The organism is Borrelia anserina Es, assembly GCF_001936255.1.
GTDB lineage: Bacteria > Spirochaetota > Spirochaetia > Borreliales > Borreliaceae > Borrelia > Borrelia anserina.
This window is the reverse complement of the sequence record NZ_CP013704.1, coordinates 841,909-866,388: the sequence shown is the minus strand read 5'-3', so window position 1 is coordinate 866,388 and position 24,480 is coordinate 841,909. Positions and strand designations below refer to the sequence as shown.

At 29.8% G+C, this 24,480-nt stretch carries 22 protein-coding genes; 1 reads left to right on the top strand and 21 read right to left on the bottom strand.

What is annotated here, in order from left to right:
• Nucleotides 1-18: 18 nt before the first annotated feature.
• From cmk to N187_RS04075, 7 genes are read right to left on the bottom strand one after another with little or no spacing between them, the layout of a single operon-like run.
• Nucleotides 19-558, bottom strand: coding sequence for a (d)CMP kinase (cmk, locus tag N187_RS04105; RefSeq protein ID WP_025419968.1), 540 nt, complete (start codon nucleotides 556-558; stop codon nucleotides 19-21).
• Nucleotides 555-1,421 (bottom strand): YicC/YloC family endoribonuclease, encoded by an 867-nt coding sequence (locus N187_RS04100; protein WP_025419967.1) that lies wholly within the window; start codon nucleotides 1,419-1,421, stop codon nucleotides 555-557. Before N187_RS04100 ends, cmk begins: the two co-directional genes overlap by 4 nt.
• Before the next feature lie 11 nt (nucleotides 1,422-1,432).
• Nucleotides 1,433-2,839, bottom strand: coding sequence for a UDP-N-acetylmuramate--L-alanine ligase (gene murC / locus N187_RS04095; protein WP_025419966.1), 1,407 nt, complete (start codon nucleotides 2,837-2,839; stop codon nucleotides 1,433-1,435).
• The gene (locus N187_RS04090) at nucleotides 2,829-3,773 is read right to left on the bottom strand and encodes a hypothetical protein (protein ID WP_038443454.1); all 945 of its coding nucleotides are present in this window, start codon (nucleotides 3,771-3,773) and stop codon (nucleotides 2,829-2,831) included. Before N187_RS04090 ends, murC begins: the two co-directional genes overlap by 11 nt.
• On the bottom strand, nucleotides 3,751-4,713 hold the full coding sequence (locus N187_RS04085; RefSeq protein ID WP_025419964.1) for an RluA family pseudouridine synthase: 963 nt from the start codon (nucleotides 4,711-4,713) through the stop codon (nucleotides 3,751-3,753). Before N187_RS04085 ends, N187_RS04090 begins: the two co-directional genes overlap by 23 nt.
• Nucleotides 4,714-4,717: 4 nt before the next feature.
• Nucleotides 4,718-6,139: a sodium/pantothenate symporter gene (gene panF / locus N187_RS04080; RefSeq protein WP_025419963.1), complete on the bottom strand. Its 1,422-nt coding sequence runs from the start codon at nucleotides 6,137-6,139 to the stop codon at nucleotides 4,718-4,720.
• The gene (locus N187_RS04075) at nucleotides 6,132-6,299 is read right to left on the bottom strand and encodes a DUF997 family protein (RefSeq protein ID WP_233275077.1); all 168 of its coding nucleotides are present in this window, start codon (nucleotides 6,297-6,299) and stop codon (nucleotides 6,132-6,134) included. The genes panF and N187_RS04075 overlap by 8 nt, the downstream gene beginning before the upstream one ends.
• Before the next feature lie 83 nt (nucleotides 6,300-6,382).
• Here N187_RS04075 and coaBC point away from each other — a divergent pair, with 83 nt between their 5' ends.
• Nucleotides 6,383-7,558, top strand: a complete 1,176-nt coding sequence (coaBC, locus tag N187_RS04070; RefSeq protein WP_025419961.1) for a bifunctional phosphopantothenoylcysteine decarboxylase/phosphopantothenate--cysteine ligase CoaBC — start codon at nucleotides 6,383-6,385, stop codon at nucleotides 7,556-7,558.
• On the opposite strand, the gene N187_RS04065 is transcribed toward coaBC, so the two are convergent.
• The 14 genes from N187_RS04065 to N187_RS04000 all read right to left on the bottom strand — a co-directional run bounded on the left by N187_RS04065 (nucleotide 7,552) and on the right by N187_RS04000 (nucleotide 24,478).
• Nucleotides 7,552-8,982, bottom strand: coding sequence for a HEAT repeat domain-containing protein (locus N187_RS04065; RefSeq protein ID WP_025419960.1), 1,431 nt, complete (start codon nucleotides 8,980-8,982; stop codon nucleotides 7,552-7,554). The two genes, coaBC and N187_RS04065, sit on opposite strands and share 7 nt — an antisense overlap.
• Nucleotides 8,979-10,499 (bottom strand): murein biosynthesis integral membrane protein MurJ, encoded by a 1,521-nt coding sequence (murJ, locus tag N187_RS04060; RefSeq protein WP_025419959.1) that lies wholly within the window; start codon nucleotides 10,497-10,499, stop codon nucleotides 8,979-8,981. The genes N187_RS04065 and murJ overlap by 4 nt, the downstream gene beginning before the upstream one ends.
• A complete protein-coding gene (gene tgt / locus N187_RS04055; RefSeq protein WP_025419958.1) occupies nucleotides 10,492-11,619 on the bottom strand; it encodes a tRNA guanosine(34) transglycosylase Tgt in 1,128 nt (375 codons plus the stop codon). The genes murJ and tgt overlap by 8 nt, the downstream gene beginning before the upstream one ends.
• A gap of 19 nt (nucleotides 11,620-11,638) precedes the next feature.
• Entirely contained in the window at nucleotides 11,639-12,706 is a 1,068-nt protein-coding gene (locus N187_RS04050) for an LptF/LptG family permease (RefSeq protein ID WP_025419957.1), read from the bottom strand.
• Entirely contained in the window at nucleotides 12,703-13,992 is a 1,290-nt protein-coding gene (locus N187_RS04045) for an LptF/LptG family permease (protein ID WP_025419956.1), read from the bottom strand. The genes N187_RS04050 and N187_RS04045 overlap by 4 nt, the downstream gene beginning before the upstream one ends.
• Nucleotides 13,973-15,484, bottom strand: coding sequence for a ligand-binding sensor domain-containing protein (locus tag N187_RS04040; protein WP_025419955.1), 1,512 nt, complete (start codon nucleotides 15,482-15,484; stop codon nucleotides 13,973-13,975). Before N187_RS04040 ends, N187_RS04045 begins: the two co-directional genes overlap by 20 nt.
• Before the next feature lie 6 nt (nucleotides 15,485-15,490).
• Nucleotides 15,491-17,620, bottom strand: a complete 2,130-nt coding sequence (gene pnp / locus N187_RS04035; protein ID WP_025419954.1) for a polyribonucleotide nucleotidyltransferase — start codon at nucleotides 17,618-17,620, stop codon at nucleotides 15,491-15,493.
• Nucleotides 17,621-17,633: 13 nt separating this feature from the next.
• Nucleotides 17,634-17,900 carry a 30S ribosomal protein S15 gene (gene rpsO / locus N187_RS04030; protein WP_025419953.1) on the bottom strand — a complete coding sequence of 89 codons (267 nt, stop codon included), beginning with the start codon at nucleotides 17,898-17,900 and terminating at the stop codon, nucleotides 17,634-17,636.
• A gap of 275 nt (nucleotides 17,901-18,175) precedes the next feature.
• On the bottom strand, nucleotides 18,176-19,021 hold the full coding sequence (gene truB / locus N187_RS04025; protein ID WP_025419952.1) for a tRNA pseudouridine(55) synthase TruB: 846 nt from the start codon (nucleotides 19,019-19,021) through the stop codon (nucleotides 18,176-18,178).
• Nucleotides 19,022-19,030: 9 nt separating this feature from the next.
• Complete coding sequence (rbfA, locus tag N187_RS04020; protein ID WP_025419951.1) at nucleotides 19,031-19,390, bottom strand: 30S ribosome-binding factor RbfA; 360 nt, start codon at nucleotides 19,388-19,390, stop codon at nucleotides 19,031-19,033.
• Nucleotides 19,391-19,414: 24 nt separating this feature from the next.
• Complete coding sequence (infB, locus tag N187_RS04015) at nucleotides 19,415-21,862, bottom strand: translation initiation factor IF-2 (RefSeq protein WP_025419950.1); 2,448 nt, start codon at nucleotides 21,860-21,862, stop codon at nucleotides 19,415-19,417.
• 1 nt (nucleotide 21,863) lies between these two features.
• Nucleotides 21,864-23,312: a transcription termination factor NusA gene (gene nusA / locus N187_RS04010; RefSeq protein WP_025419949.1), complete on the bottom strand. Its 1,449-nt coding sequence runs from the start codon at nucleotides 23,310-23,312 to the stop codon at nucleotides 21,864-21,866.
• 13 nt (nucleotides 23,313-23,325) lie between these two features.
• Complete coding sequence (gene rimP / locus N187_RS04005) at nucleotides 23,326-23,757, bottom strand: ribosome maturation factor RimP (protein ID WP_025419948.1); 432 nt, start codon at nucleotides 23,755-23,757, stop codon at nucleotides 23,326-23,328.
• Between the two features lie 115 nt (nucleotides 23,758-23,872).
• A complete protein-coding gene (locus tag N187_RS04000) occupies nucleotides 23,873-24,478 on the bottom strand; it encodes an amidophosphoribosyltransferase (protein WP_025419947.1) in 606 nt (201 codons plus the stop codon).
• Between the last annotated feature and the right edge of the window lie 2 nt (nucleotides 24,479-24,480).

The following is a 24,480-nucleotide window of genomic DNA, read 5'->3' as shown; positions in this document are numbered from 1 at the left end:
CCCTACAACCTCCTTAACTTATTTAATATATAAACTCCTTCTCTTTATTTCATCCTTTATCAACTCAAAAACTTTGTCTGCAGATCTATCAGTTGTATCAACTATAAAGTCGGCCACATCTAAATAATTATCAATATCTATATTATATATAGACAAATACCTCTTTAAATCATGAGAATCTCTATTAAAAGTCCTACTTAAAACATCAGAATACATGCCACCTTCTCTATTTATTATTCTCTCTACCCGCATTTCTATCTTAGCATAAAGATATATCTTTAAATCAGCATTTTTTGAAAGCCAAATTGCAAGACGAGATGCAAGAACTGTATTATCCTCCTTTGAAAGCTCCAATAATTTATTATCAAGATACTCATCCCAATAATAATCATTTTTACAAATAATTTCTTTCTCATAAAATGTATCAAAGGGAATATTTTTTTCCCTAGCAATATCATGAAAAGTATAATTAATAAGCTTTAGACCATAATGCTTTGCAAGCATTCCACTAATAGTTGTACTACCACAACCGCTCTTACTAGAAATAGCTATTCTCATTCAATATTCCTCAGATGTTCTTTTATTTTCTCTAAATTTAACTTCATATTTAAAACTAAATTCCTAATATCAAGATCAATTGCCTTATTGCTCATTGTTGTAACCTCTCTATGCATTTCTTGAGCAATAAACTCTAAAATCTTTCCACATGTTTCATTTTCAAGGTTTTTATAAAAATTATCTATATGTGAATATAATCTTACTATTTCCTCATTAATATCTAACCGAATTGACATCTTAGCAGCTTCTTCTACAACATTAACATCATTAAAATCATCCAGTAACTTTAATAAATTTTCCTTAATACTAAAGAAAAGTTTATTATTAATACTACTCTGAGATTCCTTTAAAAGATCTAAATCCTTCCTTATTAACATAAGAATTGAACTTATATCCTGCTTAGTATTTTCACCCTCAAAGGTTCTACTCTTATCATAATTTAATAAAGTCTCTTCTAAAACTTCCTTAAAAGCACTATAAACCATTTCTTTACTAACATCATCTTCATCAATAACTAAAGCCCCTTTTAAAGATAAAAAATCACTAAGATTTAATTCATCCTTAATGTTTAAATTAATATGCGATAAGCTATCCCTAAGACGAGTAATAGCCTCAATATAGTTAGGATTTAAACTAAAATTAATACTTGGAACTATTTCTTTATATCCTACCCCTAAGAAAACATTTCCTCTTTTAACATAATTTGAAATAAAATTTCTTATATCAAGTTCATAGGCATATAAAATTTCAGGTAATTTAAACTTAAATTCCAAAAATCTACCATTATAAGACTTTAAGTTAATACTAAACATATAATTTGAAATTACTCTCTCTAAGTGAAAGAATCCTGTCATACTTTTCATTCAAAATACCTTTATAAAAAATCATGTAATATAAAATTATTACCAGCTCCCATTGTAACAAATAAATCATTTCTCTTTAACACACTCTTTATAAAATCAACAGAATCGACAACTTCTTTAAAAAAATAAACATTTTGATTTAAATCTTTAATAGCCAAAAATAGTTCTCTAGAAAGTTCGTTAGGATCAAAATCTTCTCTAATTGATAGATATATATTATGCAAAACTAAAACATCAACACTACTTAAAACCTTAACGAACTCATTAAAAAGAGTTTTTGTCCTCGTAAATGTATGTGGCATAAAATCTAAAATAATACGCCTACCCCTATAAAAACTCTTAAGTCCAAAAAGTGTACTTTCAATTTCCTTTGGATGATGGGCATAATCATCAATATATATAACTCCATCTTTTTCCATGATAAATTCCATCCTTCTTTTTATGCCCATGTACCCTTTAGCTACTATCTTTATTTTCTCATCAAAACCCCAAACCAATTTTTTATGTTCCTCTAAAAATAACTTTAAAGCTAAAAGTGCTGACGAAAAATTGAAAACATTATGAATTAAAGGTGTCCTTAATTTAATATCACCCATCCCTAAAAAATCAAACTTTAAAAATTCGTCTATCACCTCAAAATGTTCAATCCTAAAATCGGCCAAAAAACTAAATCCAACGCTAAACACTTTAATATCTTTCCTTGAAATTTTATTCTTAATTTCAAGCAAATTAACTTCATCAGCATTTATTATCAAAATCCCATTTCTCTTCAAATTATTAACATATTTTAAAAAAACACTCTCAACTGCTTCATAACTTTCAAAAAAATCAACATGCTCATAGTCAATATTAGTTAAAACAATCATGTCTGGTGAAAAGTGCAAAAAATGATTCCTATACTCACAAGTCTCTGCAATAAATATATTGCCATGACCAACAAGACTAGATTTATCTCCAAAATCTTTAACACTAGCACCTAATATTACATTGGGATAAAGTCCCAAACTATTAAACAGTATACCCAAGAATGCTGCTGTAGTAGTTTTGCCATGAGAACCTGCAACCCCGATACTATAATATTTCTTAGAAATTTCCCCAATAACCTCAGGATAAGATAGAACAGGAATGCCAAGTTCACGTGCTTCTAACAAAACAGCTAAATTATCTTTATCATAAGCTGGTGAATATATTAATATATCATAAGATATATGATGATTCTTTAGTGAAAATTCATCAATATTCTCATAATAAGTTATATTATCGCTATTTAATACATCTTCCGTATGAAACTTTAAAGGAATGTCTATTCCTTCTACAAAATATCCTTTGGCATTTAAAAAACAGGCAAGTGAACAAAGTCCAGAGCCCTTAATGCCAACTAAAAAGATATTACCTAAATTATCCAAGTCAAAATTCATCTTTTTTTCCCAAATCACCCTTTTGATCATAAAATCTATGTATGATAACATCAATACCAGATATATTAATCACCGTATATTTTAGTACGTTCTCAATAATATAATGTCTAAGCATTTCCGCATTACCTAGTAAATCATTCTCAAGCGGAACATCCAAGAATAGCTTAAAAGAATAACTACCCTGATTCTTTTTAATCTTCAAATTATAGACAATATAATCTTTGTTATATTCAGAAACACAATGTTCAATAATTTGCCTCACAGCATTTTTGGAAACAGATAAAATCCCTCCCTCTTCATGAAAATGAGGCTTTACAATAGAACGAATATAGTTTTTCTTCTTTGATAGAAAACCTTTACTTTTAAAAAAAACTCGAATTGAATCTAATAATAAATTCGGCTTAATAGACGTTATCTCAAAGGTAGCTGCTGGAACAACATGTTCACCCATCTGTCTTGAAATCCTTGCCTTTTCTATTTCCTTTTTAGTAGAAACATCTGTTATATAAATAATTTTGGAAGAACGGGGTAAGAAAAGTCTAGACGTTATTTTATCGATCATACGAATACTTGTCCCTAATATTAATATTTTATTGAAATTCTCTCTACGAAGAGCTTCAACAATTTCATTTCTATGAGCATCATCTTCAAAAATAGAACGCTTTATTGCATCAAACACATTATCCTCAAACTTAGCAGAACTCCCAGCAATAATCTTCATATTTTTTATTAAAACACCATCATCAATGATTAAAGGAATAGAATATTTATCTGCTATTAAATGAGACCTAAAGCTTTTCCCAGTACCAGCAACACCTACTAAAGAATAAACCTTAATCTTTACAAACCTATGTTTAATAGCAATCGAGATGTCCTTAACTGCACCTAACGCATTCTTAAATGTGAACTTATTAAATAAATCTTTTAAAATCATACACACCAAAAATACTATTTATCTGTTTTAAAAAATCCGAACTAGGTTCAGCAAAAAACTCATTTCTCAAAAATAAAGACTGGTTAAATTTTATCAAAAAAGAATGTAAAAAGTAATTGGTTTTTCCAAATTTAGAACCATATTTCCCATCATTAATCAATGCATGTTGATTAAAAGCACATTGTGCTCTTATTTGATGTGTGAATCCTGTCTTAATTGATACCTCCGCAAGTGTCGAAGACTGAGACACCAAAATTGGTTTAACATAAGTTATAGCATTAAATTTATCTATATTGCCGATAATAAAAGTTTTTTTTGCAGTTCTATCTCGATATAAAAAGTTCATATAAGTCAAAGGTTTTTTAATCTTACCATCAAGTAAAGCCAAATACTTCTTAGTAACAATACCACTACTAAATGCCTTACTTAAAAGTCTTGCAGAATCTATATTTTTTGCAAAAATAATAAGTCCTGAAGTATTTCTATCTAATCTATGCACAGCTGAAGGTTTAAAACTAAGAGACTCAAGATTTTTATCTAAAAGATAAGCATTAATAAGAATATCAAGTGAATATTTACCTCCATGAACTAAAATCCCCTTTCTCTTGTTAACCACAAGTAAATCCTCATCTTCATATACTATTCTTCTCTTTACATCTCTCAATATAGCAGCCTCATCCTCGACTGTAACCTTGTCTAAACTCAAACCCTGCAGTAAAGGTTTATACAAATAAATCTTATCACCCTTGGAAACTCTATGAGAAAAAGTAACCTTTAAATTATTTAAAAGGATATCTCCTTTTCTAATATGTCTGATTACTTTTGATTTAGGGAATTTCAAAAATTTTATTAAAACTGCATCAAACCTTTTACCATCGTCATTCTTCAGCACATCAATAACAATATATTTACCAACACTTTCAGAACTAAAAGACACCATACAACTAAACTTTACTACATTTTCGACACATAAAATTAACTATCAAAAATGAACATACAGAAATAAAAAGTGAAGGAACAACAGGATGAAAATAATAACTATCAGTATCACCATAAAAAATTAGAGCCAAATAACTCAAAAGTCCCAAAAACTGAGAAATAAAAGCTGACATTTTACTTACAAAATTAAAATAAAGTCCAAAAACAATAATACAGAAAAATGAAACTTCCAAAGCTCCAAGTGCAAAAACGTTTACAAAAAGCAAAAAGTCAGGTGGTTTTAAAGATAAAAAAATTATTATTGACATAAAACAAACATTAGACATAACAGTAATTCTATTAACTCCAATATTAGTACCAATATTCTTACTCAACGACAATATGACCTTTACCCAAATAGAAGACAGAAAAAGAAAACCTGAATCTATTGTAGACACTATCGCTGATAAAAGCCCCACAAAAAATAATATAAATACCTTAGGATTTAATACTTTGAATGCTACATTCAAAATAACTTTATCATTCGGTTCAAATTCAGGAAAAATAACAAGAGAAAAAAAACCTATCAAATGCATAATAACAACTAAAAATCCTATTACAAAGGTCACAATGGGAAGAGAAAATCTCATAGATTTCATATCTTTAAACGCTATAAAATTATTAACAAATTGAGGTAGTCCCAACACTCCAATTCCTATTAATACCCAAAAAGAAATGATATACCCAATTTTCAAATCCAAAGTTGATGGCAAAAACAAATCATCTCTAAGATCTAACTGAGCCATCTTAAAAAGATTATTAATTCCACCCCCCAAATCAACTAATCTTGAAAATAAAAGTATAGACGCCATAACCATCAAAATGCCTTGTACTAAGTCCATATATGCTATTATCTTAAATCCCCCCAAACAAACATAAAAGAAAACAAATAGAGAGAACAAAACAAGAGCATCAGTATAACTAATTTGGAAAAACACCTCTAAAAGTTTAGCACCCCCCATAATCTGAGCTGAGAGTAAAAATAAAGAGAAAAAAATTACTATAAAACTACTAATTAAAACTAAAGAATGACTATTATACCTATATCCAATATAATCAATAATATTTATTGCATTAATTTTTTTAGCTTCCAAATTCAATCTCTCACCAATAATGACAAATGAAATTAAACTTGTAGGAATCTGAATAACAGCCAAAAAAATAAAAGACAATCCATATCTATAAACAGCCGAAGGCCCTGAAATAAAACTACTAGCACTAACATAACTAGAGGCAACAACTAATGCCATTACAAAAAAATTTAAACCCCGATTTGCAAGAAAATAACTCTGCAAAAATAAAGTTCCTTCTCTTTTTTTTCCAGAAAAGATGCCAAAAACACAATATAAAATCAAAAAGATAAAAAATAAAAAAAATCCTCTAGTCATTCTTACAAAAAATTACAAAAATACACACCAATAACAAACTTAAAATAGGAAAAAAGATACATGATAAAAAAAACCAAAGTGGAATATTAAATATCATAACAGAAAAGTAAGATAAACAAGCTGAAGAAAGCCACCAAACAAACAAAAATAAATATAACATGCCTGCAAAAAATAATTTATTTATCAATCAAAAATCCTTTCAAAAATATTACATGCAATTATATAATATTGTACAAAATCAAAATGAAGAAAAACAAAAATATATTAATAGGAGTATGCGGAGGAATCGCAGCCTACAAGTCAGTCTATATTATCTCAAGTCTAGTAAAGATGGGACATAATGTTAAAATCATAATGACAGAAAATGCTAATAAATTTATCACCCCATTAACATTAGAAACTATATCTAAAAACAGAGTGATTAAAAGCCTGTGGGACACAACACACGAAGAAGTAGAACACATAAACTTAGCAAAATGGGCAAATTTAATATTAATTATTCCAGCAACATACAATATTATTTCCAAAATCGCATCAGGAATTGCTGATGATGCTTTAAGCACAGTTATATCTGCAAGTACTGCTCCAACTTATTTTGCAATAGCAATGAACAACATAATGTATCAAAACCCAATTTTAGAAGAAAACATTAAAAAATTAAAAAAATACAATTACAAATTCATTGAACCCGATGAAGGATTTCTAGCATGCTCTTTAAGTGCTACCGGACGCCTAAAAAATGAAAAAGATATTTTAAATATAATACTAAACGAATTAGAACAAAAAACACCATTAAAAAACAAAAAAATACTAATAACTGCTTCCAGAACTGAAGAAGCAGTAGATCCAATCCGCTACTTCTCAAATAAATCAACAGGACAAATGGGATTCAGCCTAGGCATTAAAGCACGAGATCTAGGAGCCAATGTAACAATAATTACAGGCCCTAGTAATGAAAAAACACCTTATGGAATAAACGTTATTAGAATAAAAACAGCATCAGAAATGTATAAGGAAGCAATAAACATATACCAAGAATTCGATGTAATAATTGGCGCTGCTGCGGTTGCAGATTTTAGACCTGAAAAAGCTTATAAGACTAAAATCAAAAAAAATACCATGGAAGAGCTTAATATTAAGTTAATCAAAAATCCAGATATAATAAAACATATAGGCACAAACAAAACTAAAAACCAAATTATTATTGGATTTTGCGCTCAAAAAAATGATCTCCTAATAGAAAAAGCCAAAGAAAAACTAGAAACAAAAAATTTAGACTATATTATTGCAAACGATTTAAAATATGTAGGATCAAATTTAAACAAAATTTATATAATAGATAAAAATGATATCAAAGAATTTCCTGAAATGTCAAAAAAAGAAACAGCAATGGAGATTTTAAAAATCTTATATCAATAATCTGCTAAAAGTTTTCTTAAATATTCTGAATGAGTTGTTCTCTTAATTTCCTTAAGTCTAACTGAGAGTAATGAGGATTTATTATAAACAGCTCCTTTAATTGCAAGATTCATCAAATCAATATTTTTACTATCAATGATTTTAGCATAAAAATCACCAAAATTACCTTTCCTAGCTGAAAGAAACATAGCAACCCCTGTAAGTAACTTTGAAGGCTTATCGATATTTTCCTTTTTCACAAGATTTAAAGCAATCAAATGTGCAAAATTTGCATCTTTATCTAAAATATAACTAAACATAGTAAGTTTAAAGTTATTTTCAACACCAGAATCAAACATTATATTTTGTATCTCTTCATAACCATGTCCCATATCTACTAAAGCTTTCCCAGATGCTTCTCTAACCTTTAAAGAAGGATCACTTTTTACCTTATAAATTAATATCTCTTTTGAGGCAATATCACCATGATCTTTAATAGCATTAACAGCATTAATCCTAACATTAACATCAGAATCTCTCAAAAAATTTTGTAAAATCTCTTTTGATTTCAAAGATATATCTCTTGAAAGTGCTTCAACAATAGCAATCTTAATATTATAATTGTTATTACTACTTTGAAGATATAAATCTGCATTCTCCACAACCTTTTCAGGCATAAGATACGATAATGCTCTAATAGATGAGGCTTTAATTGCTGGATTTTCGTAAGTATCAATAGAAATTTCATAAAGTCTATCTGCATAATCAATGGCATTAGATTTGCCAAGAGCAATCAGTATTGCTGATTTAACTCCATCATTAACAGAATATTTATCATAAACATTCATCATATCTTGTGAATATTCAGAAGAAGAAAGCTCACCAAGATAATAAGCAGCAGTAGCAGCAATATTCCCTTCCTTACTCTCAAGAATACTAACAAGAGTTTTCTTCAAGGAATCCTTATTACCAAATTCCTTAAGATATAAAATTGCTAAATTAATCAAATTGCTAGGATATCTATTATTCTCATAATTATCAAGAATATAATTAGCAGTATCAATACCGCCTGGATACTTAAGTGATAAAAATAAATCAAGAATTGCCCGCTTAAGATCAACGTTAAAAGTTTTCTGTAATCTTTTTTCAAGCAAAACATTATATTCACCATCACCTGATTTTTTAAGACTACTCACAATCTCAATAACTTGAGCATCAAGTCCATAAGAAATAGCATCATTTACCTGCTTTACATGGAAGTCAATACCTTTAAAATCAGAATTTTTAAGAGAAGTATCTCTTTCAAAATAATTTTCCTTAACATGCTTACCAGTCTTAAGTTCAGGCTTCGGGAATGTCAAAGACCCAGTTGACAATATTAAAGTCTTAATAGCAAAAACATCAAATGCAACATAAAATAGGAAAATAAACTTTAAATATCTCACGTAATCTCCCTACCTATAAATTTAAATACACTAATAACACCAAGCAAATAATAACACAGTGTTAAAATGATAATATTAACTGCACCTACAACACTTAATAGGAAAAAATTACTAAAACTAAAACCTACATCCCAATTAAAATTCCTAAAAAGAGCATAAAATAAATATAAAGGAAAAAGAGAAATAAATGCCTTCATAAGTGCTACTAAAGATCTAATAAGTTCAAGCTTCATCCCAATTTTAAATCCCACAAAATAAAAAATAACTACACATAAAGCAAAAGAAATTGATTGTGCAATAGGTAGAATGTCCACCTTATAAAATTTAAGGCCAAAAACTGAGATAGCAATATCAATGGAAGCAAAAAGAAGATTAAAGTAGAGCGGAATTCTCGAATTATGCACTGAAAAATAATACTTCTGAAACAGTCCAAAAATTGAATAAAATGGCAATCCAACCAAAAAATATTGTAGTATACCCACGGTCCTTTGGGTATCATACACAGAAAACTTACCCCCTGTAAGCAACAAATTTAAAATAGGACCAGCCCAAATATACATTAAAAACGATATTGGAACTAAAATAAAAATTAAAATATCAATTCCCTGATTCAAAATCGCATTTAATCCTTTCTTATTACCTAAAGAAGCATATTCAGCCATTTTAGGAAAAATAACCGTAGAAATAGAGACATAAAAAATCCCAACAGGAAGTTGGTAATAAACAATTGCATTACTTAAAACAGAAACACTTCCAACATCCAAAGTAGATGCCAACGCAAACGAAATTTGCTGAGTAACAACTGTAACCAAAGCTGATAAAATAATATGTATCCATCTCTTTAAAAACCTTAAAAACGCAGAATCATTAAAGTTAAATATTGGTCTATATATAAAACCAATCCAAATACAATTTACCATCTGAACCAAAAACTGCAAAATCCCACCAAAAATCACTCCAACAACAGCACTATATATTCCATATTGCCTATAGAAGAAATATATGCTTAATATAATGCTTAAAGAGAACAAAACGGGAGAAAATGACGGAATAAAAAAAAACTTATAAGAATTTAGAGCTGATGCAAATATCGATGCCAAACTTATAAGTAACACATACAATATTAAGTAATTAAATATACAACTAGCCAAATCTAAATGACTACCTCTATAAGAAGATAAAAAATACATAATCTGCCGAGAAAAAAGAATCAAAATGCAAATAATAAAACCAATACTAACAATACTAAAAGTCACAACAAGTCTGAAAAAATTAATAGCATGCTTATTAGATTTATTTTTCTCACAAGTAAATTCAGGAATAAAAGCTGAAGTCATTGCACCTTCTGAAATAATCTTTCTTAAATTATTAGGAATATTAAAAACATAATTAAAAATATCTGCTTCAAGATTTGCACCAAAATAATAAGAAAATACTTTTATCCTAATAAAACCCATTACACGTGAAAAAAAGATCGAAATCATAACAATAACTGCTGAAATAATATCTCTATTCATTCAAATTGCCTTCATCATACTTGTTTAAATAAAGCTTCCTAAATTTCGTAAAATTATCATTCATAATTGCATCTCGTGCCTTTTGAATAAGTCTAAACATATAATGAATATTATGTTCACTGGCCAACATCACTCCAAGAGTTTCTCCTGATTTAATTAAATGTCTTAAATATCCTCTTGAATATCTTGTACATAAACTACAAGAACAATCTTTCTCAACAGGACAAGTATCAACATTAAACTCAGCCCTCTTAATACGCAATATTCCATTATCAGTTAAAAGTGAACCATGCCTAGCAATCCTCGTAGGATTCACACAATCAAAAATATCAATACCATAATATATTGCATCTAATATATAGTGGGGTGTACCAATTCCCATTACATACCTTGGCTTATCTTTAGGTATTAATGAAGAATTATACTCAAGAATTTCTAAATATTTATCTCTTGGTTCCCCAACAGAAATTCCACCAATTGCGATACCAGGACTATTTAACTCTAAAATCGCTTCAGTACTCATTTTCCTCAAATCCTTAAAAAAATTACCCTGTGTTATTAAGAATAAAAGACCATTATATCCTTCTTTTCTATTCTCATAAGCACGCAATGTACGACGGGCCCAAGAAGTCGTAATGTTCGTATACAAACTCGCCTCACTGTAATCAATACCATAAGAACTACAAATATCAAGTGCCATAATAATATCACTTTCAAAAATCTCTTGCATCTTAAACACACTCTCAGGTGTAAAATAGTGATTAGAGCCATCAATATGAGACTTAAAATTTACACCTTCAATTTCAATCTTTCTCAAATTAGATAAAGAAAAAACTTGAAAACCTCCAGAATCTGTCAAAAAATTTTTATCCCAAGTTGTAAAACTATGCAAACTTCCATATTCTTTTATTACATCAATGCCAGGTCTTAAATAAAGATGATAAGTGTTTGCAAGCATTAAATTACATCCCAATTTATCCAGAACATCATGCTTTAAAGCCTTCATTGTACCCACAGTACCAACTGGCATAAAACAAGGAGTCGTCACCTTCCCATGAGGAAGTTCAAGAATACCAACTCTTGCAGCAGAACTTCTATCAGTCCTAAGAATATTAAACATAAAACTCCCAAAAAACCCACTACTTACATACAAGATTATAAATGACAAAATTAATAATAACAAACAAAACAGTAGGTAACGAACTTGCAACTGCTATAGATAAATAACCAAGATCTGCTAAAAAGCTAAAAATCATAATTAAAATAACATACACAACTGCAAATGCAAGACTATTTAACAAACTCCATATAAAAATATTCTTTTTCAAAGCAAGACTTATAAAACCCACAGTAAAACTAAGAAGTATTAATCTAAATGAAAAAAATATTCTGCTTAACAAATCAAACAAAGCTTCAGAATAATCTAAATTTTCCCGTCTAAGAGCCCCAATCCAACTAATAAGCTTTGAAAAATTCAGCGTTTTTGAAGAAAGCATAACTATTTTAATATATTCAGGCTCCAAATTAATAATGCCCTCACCATCAAGAACTTCATGAAATTTTTCTACTATATCTCGATCTACCCTAAAAAATTCTCTTACACCATAAAGCCTCCAACTAGAATCAACCCACTCAGCCTTAGTGATATCATACCTCTTTTTAAAATTATCATTTCCATCTTTTAAAATAATCATCAAGTTAGCAATAGTGTCATTCTCGACATTATAATGTTTAATATTATAAATTTCTCTTGCAAAATTCCTAATGATTATATTCCTATCAGCTAAACCCTGATTGCCAATACTATTTTTAAGAAAAGAATCCCTCTTAGCAACAGTATCTATAACCAAATAATTATCAAAAAAGAAAAGCATCACTGAGATTAAAATACTAAGCATAATTATTGACATTAATATTCTAAAAATAGAAATGCCACAACTAAAAAGTCCTATTATTTCATTTCTCATAGAAAGATTGCCAATAAGATTAGAAACAGCAAAAAGAAAAGACAAGGCTAAACCATCTGAAAAACATTTTGGCAAATAAAGATAATAAATATAAACAATATCATCAATACTAAGATTATGATCAATATAATTAAACAGATTTGTAAATAAATCGAGAAGTACAATTAAGACCATAAAAAGAAAATTCATAAATAAAAAAGTCAATGATATATTACTTATAAAAAGTTTATCTACTTTCATTTTTTTAAAAGTCTTAAGAAAAGTATTGAACCTGCAAAAACCAGGAATACATTTGGTAAAACAGTAACAATAAAAGGACTTGGAGTATAGTGAAAGGTATAAACCTTTCCACCAATAAACATAACCCAATAAAAAACACAAACAAGAATTGAAATCACAAGTTCAAGAATGATAGAATATCTTTTATTTGAGTACATACCCATACCAAAAGCTAAAAAAATAAAAAATAAAACTGACAATGGCAAGCTAATTTTTTGATAAAATTCAAGATAATAAAGAGCATTATTTCTATTAAGACTTAGATCTTCATAAGGAATATAATTTAAGTTTAAATTATATATATAATTTAAAGTTTCAAGAACAGATTCTTTATCTAAAACACCACTCTCATCATATAAATAATTTAAATAAGTACTTAAAAAATTTATATATAAGAGATCTTCCTCTAAAGCATTCTTCATATTGAGATCTTCAAATAACTTATTTTGGGTAGCAATAAGTTTAAAAACATCTCTTATACTCATCTGAGATGGTGTCACATGATTTAACAACCAACTATCACTAAATGTGACTTGATCAATTGAATATTTCATCTGATCAGCATAAAAATAATCATAAAAACCACTCTCATCCTCTGTTAAAGCAATTGATAAAACATCATTTAAAATAAAATACACCTGAGAATTTTCTTTTTTAATATTAAGTTCCCTAGCCATAAATATTCTGTCATAACCCCTAAGATTAGTATTATCAAAAAAAGTAACATTTTTATACCCCATCTCAGACTTTTCCCCTGATACAAATATTAAATCTCCATATTGTTTACTTGAATAAGGTTTCAACACCAGATGAGGGACTTCTTCTTTTATTTCACTAAAAATTTTTAACCTACCAATAGAACCAAGAGGAAGCAAAAAATCATTCATAATAAAAGAAATAAATGCAATAAGTACTCCTAATTTAAAAAATGGTACTAAAAGACCAAAAATAGATATCCCAATTGATCTAAAAGCCAATATTTCATTATGAAGCTTGAATCTATAAATGGTAAGTATCACTGCAAGTAAAGCTGAAAAGGGAGGTGAAAGAGCAATGACCATAGGAAGTGAATATATAACAAAAATAAAAGCTTTTAAAAACGGAACATAATTTTGAAGTAGTATTCTCATAAAAAAAAGTATTTGGTTTATGAAAAATACAAAGAAAAAAAATAAAAAAGTAATTAAAAAATACTTAAAAAATTCAACAATTATATAAGATTCATAACTATTTCTTAATACCCTCATCTATAAAAACCAAACCATTATTTAGAGTGCCAAGTACAACATAATCGTCAAAACTTAAAACTTTTACTAAATTCAAACTAATAAGCCCATCCTCAGGACCTAAATAATCCCAATTATCATTAACCGTATCATAAATTAATAGACCATGCTCAAAAGTTGCAAATAATAATTTATCATTCCTAATCTCCATATCAAGAAAATACCCAATACTAAGATCATTTTCAACTCCATATTTTACATATGTATAATTATCCAAATTCAACCTAAAAAGACCACCCCCATAAGTTCCAACATAATAATCACCATCTTGCTTCTTTACAAAATTGATATTTTTTTCATTCTCTGTCTTACTAAAAAAATTTAAATGCCTAACATTACTAAAATCAGTCAAATCAACGCTATAAATAGCCTTATCCATCGTTCCTACAAATAATAAATTTTTTTGCTCATCTAAATATAGTGATGATATCTTATTAGAACCAAGCTCAATATAAGTCCACTTATCCATATCAGAATAAAACCATAATCCAGAATTTAAAGTACCAACAAAAACTCCATCTTCGACACCCAGCAAAACCTGTAGACTACCTAAGTTAACTTTTGCAGGTATCCTAACTTGTTTGATGGGACCCTCCAAATCATCAATATAATAAAGAGCATTATTTCCACCAATATATACAATTCCTTTACACTCTGCAAACCCTCTAAATCCATTTAAAACAATACTTTTCTTATCTTTAACATAAATCTTATACTCATTATTCGTAACATCATATCTTAAAAGACCACCAAATATGTTTGAAACAAAAATATTACTCCCTAAAATAAACATATCAAAAACACTGTTATCCAAAAATCCTAAAGCCTCTAAATTTAAATAATTTATTCCAAATTTATTATTCAAGAAATTATAAATTCCTAGATCATAGTCTGACTTAAGAGAAGCTTGATTAACCTCCTTTAATGCAGAGATTGCACCTATCCTATCTTTGACAAAATATTTCAGTTCAGCAACCCTAAGACTAGCATGAGAATATTTATAATTCTTTAAAAAATTATCAAAGTTATATTCAGCAAGATCATAAGCACCAATACTATAATTCACATAACCAAAAAACAAATTAGTTTTAGCAACTAATTCCTTACAATAACTTTTCTCATCAGCTACTATTTTACTCAAATAATAATTGGTCATGCCAAAATTTTTTTGGGCATAACTCTCCTTAGCACTTTTAAAATAAGGATTATCCTCTTTTAAGAAAGCATCACTTAAGAAAAAAGATTCATCATCGTCAAGACCTAACAAATAAGTTCTTTTATCAATATTTAACCCATCAGTATCAAGTTCATCAACATTTGACTCTTGAATACCATCGACAAAATCAAGAGATAAATCAGAATCTCTACTAGTCAGACATGAGAAAAATAAAAATAAGCTCACAAAAATAAGCTTATTTTTAAAAATAATATTTATATGATCTACAAATTTCATAATAATTTAATCTCTAACCAATTCAAGCTCAATCTTACCAAACTTATCGATATCAGATATCCTAACCTTAACAATTTGTCCCTCTTCTAACCTTGGAGGCCGAACACCAAATGTATTCCTACCATCTCTACCATATCTAGAATGTCTCATATCACCATATCTATCATTTCTTGATCTTAATCGATTACTTAAAAATCCCTCCTTAATAGGAGTAAGTTCAATGAAAGCTCCAAAACTATTAACTTTCTTAACAATTCCTTCATAAACCTCACCTATTTTAGGTTCCCTGACAATACTCTCTATCTTTGCCTTAGCCTTTTGCATCTTTAAGCTATCAATTCCAAAAAGAGTAATTTTACCATCCTGCTCAATTTGAACCCTGACTTCAAACTCATCCGTAATTGCTTTAACTGTCTTGCCAGTAGACCCAATAACAAGAGAAATTTTATCAATATCAATTTGCAACTGAAGAATCTTAGGAGCATTAACAGAAATATCATCTCTTGATTTTGAAATCACAGAATTCATAACAGATAAAATATGCATTCTCCCAATTCGTGCCTGTTCAAGAGCATCCTTCATTAACTGTTTAGTAACGTTTGAAATCTTAATATCCATCTGAAAACCAGTGATACCATTTTTAGTACCTGCAACTTTAAAATCCATATCACCCAAATGATCCTCTTCTCCAAGAATATCACTTAAAATCACATACTTATTACCATCACTAACAAGTCCCATAGCTATTCCTGCCACCTGCTCCTTAACAGGAACCCCAGCAGCCATTAAAGACATACTTCCAGAACATACCGTAGCCATTGATGATGAACCATTTGATTCTAATATTTCAGATACTACCCTAATAGTATATGGAAAATCATCTTTCTTAGGTAACATAGCTTCCAAAGATCTTTGGGCTAAATGTCCATGCCCAATTTCACGCCTACCAGTCATAAGTCTACCTGTCTCACCAACAGAAAACGGAGGAAAATTATAATGAAGCATAAAATTAAGACGCTTATCACCATCAATATCATCCATTATTTGCTCATCAATACTTGTTCCTAAAGTCGTTACAGCCAATGCTTGGGTCTCACCTCTTGTAAAAAGAGCCGAACCATGTGTTCTCTTTAAAAGATCAACTTCAGCAAAAATATCTCTTATCTGTGTAGGAGCGCGCCCATCAGTCCTAAAATTATTCTCAAGGATTGATCTTCTAACAATTTCTTGCTCAAAATCAGCACAAGCTTTATAAAAAAGAGCTTCATTCTCTTCATTTATCTGATCCATAGAAGAAAAATGCTCATAAGCTTTCTGTTTAACTAATCTTATGGCCTTATCTCTATTAAGCTTACCCTTTACAAAACAAGCATCCTTAAGTTCAGAGTAAATTAAATCTTTAAGTTCATTCTTAAATTCAAACACCTTCTCTTCATAAGCAAGTGGCAATTTCTCTCTTTCACCGATTACAAATAAAAATTCTTTTTGAAGATTACAAATTTGTTTAATGTACTCATAAGCTTCATCTATTGCAGAAAGTAACACTTCCTCACTAACCTCATTAGCACCACCTTCAACCATTGTAATACCATCTAAACTTCCGGCAACAACAATATCCAAAATCGAATTTTGTATCTCATCAAAAGAAGGATTTACTATAAACTCATTATTTAAGTAAGCCATCCTAACAGCCGCAATTGGACCATTAAACGGAATATCTGACAAAAAAACTGCCGCAAAAGCAGCATTCATCCCAACAATATCAGGAGGGTTCATCTGATCTGTAGATAAAGTCGTCGGAACAACCTGAATTTCTCTACCAAATCTTTTATCAAAAAGTGGTCTCATAGGCCTATCTATTAATCTAGAAACAAGCACTTCCTTATCTTTTGGTTTACCTTCTCTTTTAATAAATCCCCCAGGAATCTTTCCAGCAGCATAATACTTCTCATTATACTCAACAGATAAAGGGACAAAATCCAAACCTTCACGAAATGAATCTGAACAACAGACCGTAGCAAGAACAGTAGAACCGCCATAAGTAGCAAGAACTGCACCATTTGCTTGCTTAGCCAATAATCCTGTTTCTAAAACTAAATCTTCTCTTCCTACTTTCAACTTCAAAATTTTTCTCAAAATTAACCCCTTATTATTTTCTAAGTCCAAGTTTAGCTATTAAGGTTCTGTAAGCTTCTAAATCTTTTTTCTGATAATACCTTAACAAATTCCTTCTCTGCCCGACCAACTTTAATAAACCTCTTTTAGAGCTATGATCCTTTTTATTGATCCGCAAATGCTCTGTCAAATACTTTATTCTATCTGTAATTAACGCTATTTGCACTTCAACTGAACCTGTATCATTTGAATTTTTCCCAAATTCTACAATTATTCTTTGTTTTTGCTCTTTACTAATCATAAAAATGACTCCTATACCATCATAACAAAGCCTAAAATAGACCCTCTTGCTATAATTAAAATACTTAAAGTAAATTATAATATTTTTTTATGCAAATAACAAAAACAAATCAAAGACTTTTTTCTCAAGTTGCATAAACTACCTCTCATATCAACCAAGCTAATTATCAATCGTAATCCTAACATATTAAACATTTTCCTACAAAAAAATTTCTATAATTGTAAAAAGTACTGCAATAAGAAATAATAGACTCACTACTTTTCGGAAATTAAACATCAAAAAATAATAATATACTTATACTTATTCAAACCAATGCCACAAATTACTGCTAATACTTCCTCACTTTCAGATTTCAAAATCTTAAACTCGCCAACATTGATCACAATATTAACATAAACACCATTTCGAATAGGCTTAATCAAGCCATTATCAACATAAATTTTTTCGAAAAGTCCTAAAGATCCTACACTTATCAAAGAATTACTATTGAAATCCTCACAAGAACAAGCATTATCTAATCTAAAATCGCCAATTTTAACTCTTTCAAGGGTCTTAACATAAGCAAATGATCCTAAAGCCAATGATAAATCTCTTGCTATGCTTCTAACATACGTTCCTTTAGAACATTTTATTTTTAGCTTCAAAATACGCAAATCAACACTATAACTCAAGATCTGAATATCATGTATAGTAACCTTTCTAGGCTGAAGACTGAAAGAGTCCCCATTAAGAGCCAACTTATAAGCCCTTTTTCCTTTAACATGCACTGAAGAAAACTTAGGTGGAATTTGATCAATTTCACCTATAAAAGATTTAATACCAAGCCTTAGCTCTTCAAAACTAGGAATATAAGATGTCGTATTTACTATTTTACCATTAGGATCAAGAGTATCAGTTTCAATTCCAAACTCAAACTCTGATATATATTCTTTGTCTAAAGATGTAATATAATTCGAAAGTTTAGTACATTTGCCAACTAGAACAACTAAAAGACCACTTGCAAACTTATCAAGAGTACCTGTATGCCCAACTCGGCTTTTAGAAAAATATCTCTTTAAAGGAAAGAGAGCATCACAAGAAGTTATTCCAATTCTCTTATTTAATAAAATAATTCCATTCATTAAACTCTACTATTCTTCACCAATATTCAAATTTTCAATTATTTTATTAATATAAAAAGCTTTAGAAATAGTATTATCTCTTAAAAAATTTAATTTTGGAGTATTTTTAATTCTAATACGTTTAACAATCTTTCCTTGAATAAATCCTTTGGCATTATTTAACGCTTTAACAGCATTATCAAGAGATGAACCTTCTTTAATAGAACCAATAAATACCTTAGCATTTATTAAATCATTTGAAAGTTCAACCCTCACAACAGTTAAGAATTCATGCACCCTGGGATCTTTAATAACCCTTGTTACTATTAAATTACCAATCTCTTGAACTAATAAACTTTCGAGTTTTGATTTTTTTATCTTCTTTTCCATAAATAACGACAATAAAGCAAATGCTTAAAACCTAAAGCATCTCTTTATTTGTTTAATTTCAAATGCCTCAATGATATCTCCTTCCTTAATATCAAAATAATTATCAATCATAATTCCACACTCATATTGTGCATTAACTTCCTTAACATCTTCTTTAAAGCGCTTTAATGAGAAAATTTTACCAGAATGTACCTGAACTCCTTCTCGCATAACATTAGTTATAGAATCCCGTTTTATACATCCCTGTGAAACATAACATCCAGCCACCACTCCAACCCTAGGAATACTAATAACAGCACGAACTTCAGCAAATCCAATAAATTGCTGTTCAATATCTGGCTCCAACATGCCCTCAAGAACTGATCTAATATCATTAATTGCATCATAAATGATATTATATTTTCTAATCTCAACTTTTTCTTGATTAGCCAACAATTGCGCTTTGGCCGTAGGTCGTACATGAAAACCAACAATAATTGCCTCACTTGCTGCTGCAAAATCAATATCAGTTTCTGTTATTGCTCCTACCGATGAATGAATAACTTTCACTCTAATCTCACTGTTAGTTAATTTTTCAAGAGAATGCTTTAAAGCCTCAACAGAACCCTGCACATCTGCTTTTAAAATTATCTTAAGTTCTTTAAGTTCTCCATCCTTGATTGAATCATAAAGATTTGACATAGTAACTTTTTTTACATTTTTAGCATCTTCATATTTTCTAAGATCTTGTCTCTTAGCACTAATTAATTTAGCTTCTTTTTCTGTCTTTGTAACCTGGAAAGGATCACCAGCCTGAGGAATTGCTGAAAAACCTAAAACACTAATAGCCTTTGCAGGACCAACACTCTTAACAGATATTCCTCTCTCATTAATTAATGCTCTCACCTTACCATGATAAATTCCTCCAACAAAAGAATCTCCTATAGAAAGAGTTCCATCCTCAATTATAACAGAACAAACTATTCCTCTACCCATGTCAATTCTAGCATCAAGAACCCTACCAATAGCCCTTTTAGTTGGATTTGCCTTCAATGACATTACTTCAGATTGCAGAATAATCATATCAAGAAGATCAGTAATACCAATATTTTTAAGAGCTGAAATTGCAACAAAAATTGTATGTCCACCCCAATCTTCAGGAATCAAATCATACTCTGAAAGCTGATGTTTAACTCTATCCAAATTCGAATCTGGCAAATCAACCTTATTGATTGCAACAATAATAGGTACTTTTGCATCCTTTGCATGATTAATAGCCTCGACAGTCTGTGGCATTACTCCATCCACAGCAGAAACAACAAGGACAACAATATCTGTAACTTGTGCTCCTCGACTTCTCATCATCGTAAAAGCTTCATGTCCCGGAGTGTCTAAAAATGTTATTTCATGATCATTATAATTAATAGTATAAGCACCAATATGTTGTGTAATCCCCCCAAACTCAGTTTTATTTATATCAATATTTCGCAACACTGATAGAAGCCTAGTCTTTCCATGATCAACATGTCCCATTATTGTAATAATAGGAGGCTTTGCAATCATCTTACTCTCATCATCTTCTTCCATCTCTATAACTGTTTCATCATAGATTGATACAACATTCACTCTAGACCCATATTCTTCAACTAGAATAGTAGCAGTATCAGCATCAATCTTCTCATTAATAGTTGCCATCACACCCAAAGTCATCAATTTATAAATCAAGTCTGAGGACTTTAAATTCATTTTTTTTGCAAGTTCAGCAACAGTAATAGCTCCCATAATATCAATTGACTTAGGAATTGGATTTGCTAGATTTTCTTTTTTCTTCTTCTGAAGCTGCTCAAAAACTTTTTGTTCTATTGTTTGACTCTCAATCTCTTCCTTTTTCCTCTTATACCCCTTTTGACTCTCCTGTTGTTGCTTCTTCTTTTCTCCAAGCTTCCTATTAAGGCCCTTGTTATCAGAATCAGAAGGCGATATCGCAACACTAGAAACTACTTTAGCCCTTATTACTCGTCTAAATGTATGAGAACCACTACTCTGAGCATAATTTTTATTGAAAGATCCTCTACTACCCTGCTGTTGCTGGATCTGACTTCCAGTAATATCTTTATCTCCACGCACAAAAGAAGACTTCACCCCTCCCCTGTCTTTACTGCCAGAAGAGTACCTCCTATTATCTCTGCTTTGAGCATAATTTTTATTGAAAGATCCTCTACTACCCTGCTGTTGCTGGATCTGACTTCCAGTAATATCTTTATCTCCACGCACAAAAGAAGACTTCACCCCTCCCCTGTCTTTACTGCCAGAAGAGTACCTCCTATTAGAAGTTTGATTACTCAATGAATTTGAGGGTCCAACAAGACCATTCTTGGATTTATCTAAATTGTTATCAGTATGGGCTACAACCTTTACTACCTTCTTTCGTAATTTAACAACTTTAATCTTCTTTTCATCTTCATTACAATTATCATCAATACTTTTTGACAAACTACCACTCCTCTTCAAATTCAAAGCTAAGCCCTATCTTACAACCTGGACAAAAAGTCATATTTTCATTAATAACAGCCCCACACTCAGGACAAAGCAATTCCTCTTCATCTTTTACGCCTTCAATAGAGTCATCATCATTAGAAATTATCACCATTCCTTCTTTTAATATTTTATTTATCTCCTCTTGCTTCTCATAACTTATTCCTAACTCAAAGAGATTTTCCTCATTAGCATCTAAAAAATTATCAATATCATCAAGACCTGCCTCAATCAATTTATCAACAATATCACTATCAAGAATCTTAAGCTCACTAATCTTGTTTATTTCTTCAAATTCATCCTCCTGAACATTATCCTGAATAATCTTGTTAAACATTTCAACAGTCTCTTGTTTAAACTCTCCACTTGCTTTCATCTCTGAAAACTGACTATTAGTCTTAACATCAATTGCCCAATCAAGAAGTCTATTGGCAAGTCTAACATTCTGTCCCATCTTACCTATTGCAAGAGAAAGTTGGTCATCACTAACAACTACTAAAGCTTTATGCAAAGTTTCATCAATAATATATACATTATCTATCTTAGCAGGAGTCAAGGCATCTCTAATAAATTCTTTAATATCCTTAGAATAAGGAATAATATCTATTTTTTCGCCTTCAAGTTCCTTAATTAATGCTTGAATCCTAACTCCTTTTTGTCCAATACAAGGACCTACAGGATCAATCTCTTCTTTCTCAGAGTAAACAGCAACCTTAGTTCTATAACCTGGATCCCTTACTATCTTATGAATCTTAATAATACCTTCTTCAATCTCGGGAATTTCAAGACTAAGAAGTTCTTCAATAAATCTAGGATGAGTCCTTGATAAAATCACCTCTATTCCATTTTTCCCCTTCTTTACACTGTAAACAAGAACTCGAACTTTATCATTAAGTCCATAAACTTCCCTTGGGGATTGATATTTTTTAGGAATAACACCATCTGTACTCCCAAGATTAACATAGAGATCTCCATTCCTATTTTGCTGAACATAACCAATAACAATCTTATGCAATTTGTGTTTAAATTCTAAGTAAAGTTCATTATCTTCAATTCCTCGCAAATCACTTTTAGTTCTCTGCTTAGCAACTTGAATTGAAAGCCTATCAAAAATCTTAGGATCAATCTCAATATATGCATATCCATCTCCCATAACTTCAAATTCTTGAGCATCTTCCTTCAATATCTCAAGAACATCGTCTTGTACTTTCTCCACAACCTTCTTCTTAGAATAAACTATTAAATCTCCAGTATCTTCATCAAATTTAATAAAAGCATTATCACTAGTTCCAAAATACTTCTTATAAGCTATTATTATAGATTCCTTAACTGTCTTTTGAATAGCATCCACGCTCATTCCACGCTCACTAGCAATATTGGAAATCATTTGACCAGTACCCTTTATCATACTTAAGACTCCTTCACAATAATTTAGCCTTCTTAACATCACTATAAAGAATTCTTGTTTCTTCATTATCTGTCTTAAAAATAAAGCTACCTGAATCTGCCTTTAAGATCAGGCCTTCTTCAAAATCATTATTTAACATCAACTTAATTCTTCTACCCTCAAAAATTTTAAACTCTCTATCACTCTTAATTTTCCTATTTATCCCAGGTGTAGAGATTTCTAAACTAAAATTACACTTAAAAACTGACTCCAAGCTTAATAAAAACATTTTATGTAAATCATAAAGTGTATCAACTCCAAAGTCATTTCCCTTATAAAGAACTATTTGAATCTTTCCTCTATCCCTTTTCCTGAAAATATTAATTTCTATAATTTCAATTCCCAATCGATCTGTTACATTTTTTACTAGATTGTAAATTTCATTATTATCAATAATTTTAACCAATAACATTCCCAAAAAGAATAAGGCTCTTTTTAAAAGAACCTTATTAAATTAAATCATCAATCCAGTTTGAGGATAACATTAATGACAACAAATGTCAAGATAACAATAATTACAACTAGACCCGAGCAATTGATAGCTTTATCACACTCCAAGTCCCATGTTCCATAAGAATATCTTCACAAAAAGTCATAGATACTCCTGTTGTCACAACATCATCAATAAGCACAACCTTCTTAAACTTGATATTTTTATAATTTAATTTTAATTTAACTTTATTCTCTAAATTATTATGCCTTAAATCCCCACGCAACAACTTTTGACTCTTCCCTAATCCTCGTTTAAAAATATTAACATAATCTATTCCACCATGACTTAACAAATCTCCAATATATTCCATGTGGTCAAAATTATAAAAAATCTTTCTTTTAAAACTACAAGGAACACTAACAACCAAGTCAAAATCAATACTCATCAAAAATTGTAAAATCGCACTTGCAAAAAACTGGCCTAGTAATCTCTGACCATCTCTCTTATAAGCAAGAACCAATTTCTTATATTCATCTTTATAGTCAAAAAAATACCAAACATCATCTCTTAACCTAACATCAAAACGAAAAAATTCAATACAATCCTTGCAAAGAGCATAAGAATAAACATAATTTCTATGGCAACAAGAACAAAAAGGAAGAAATATGCTTTTTAAAACAGACCAATCCCACACCT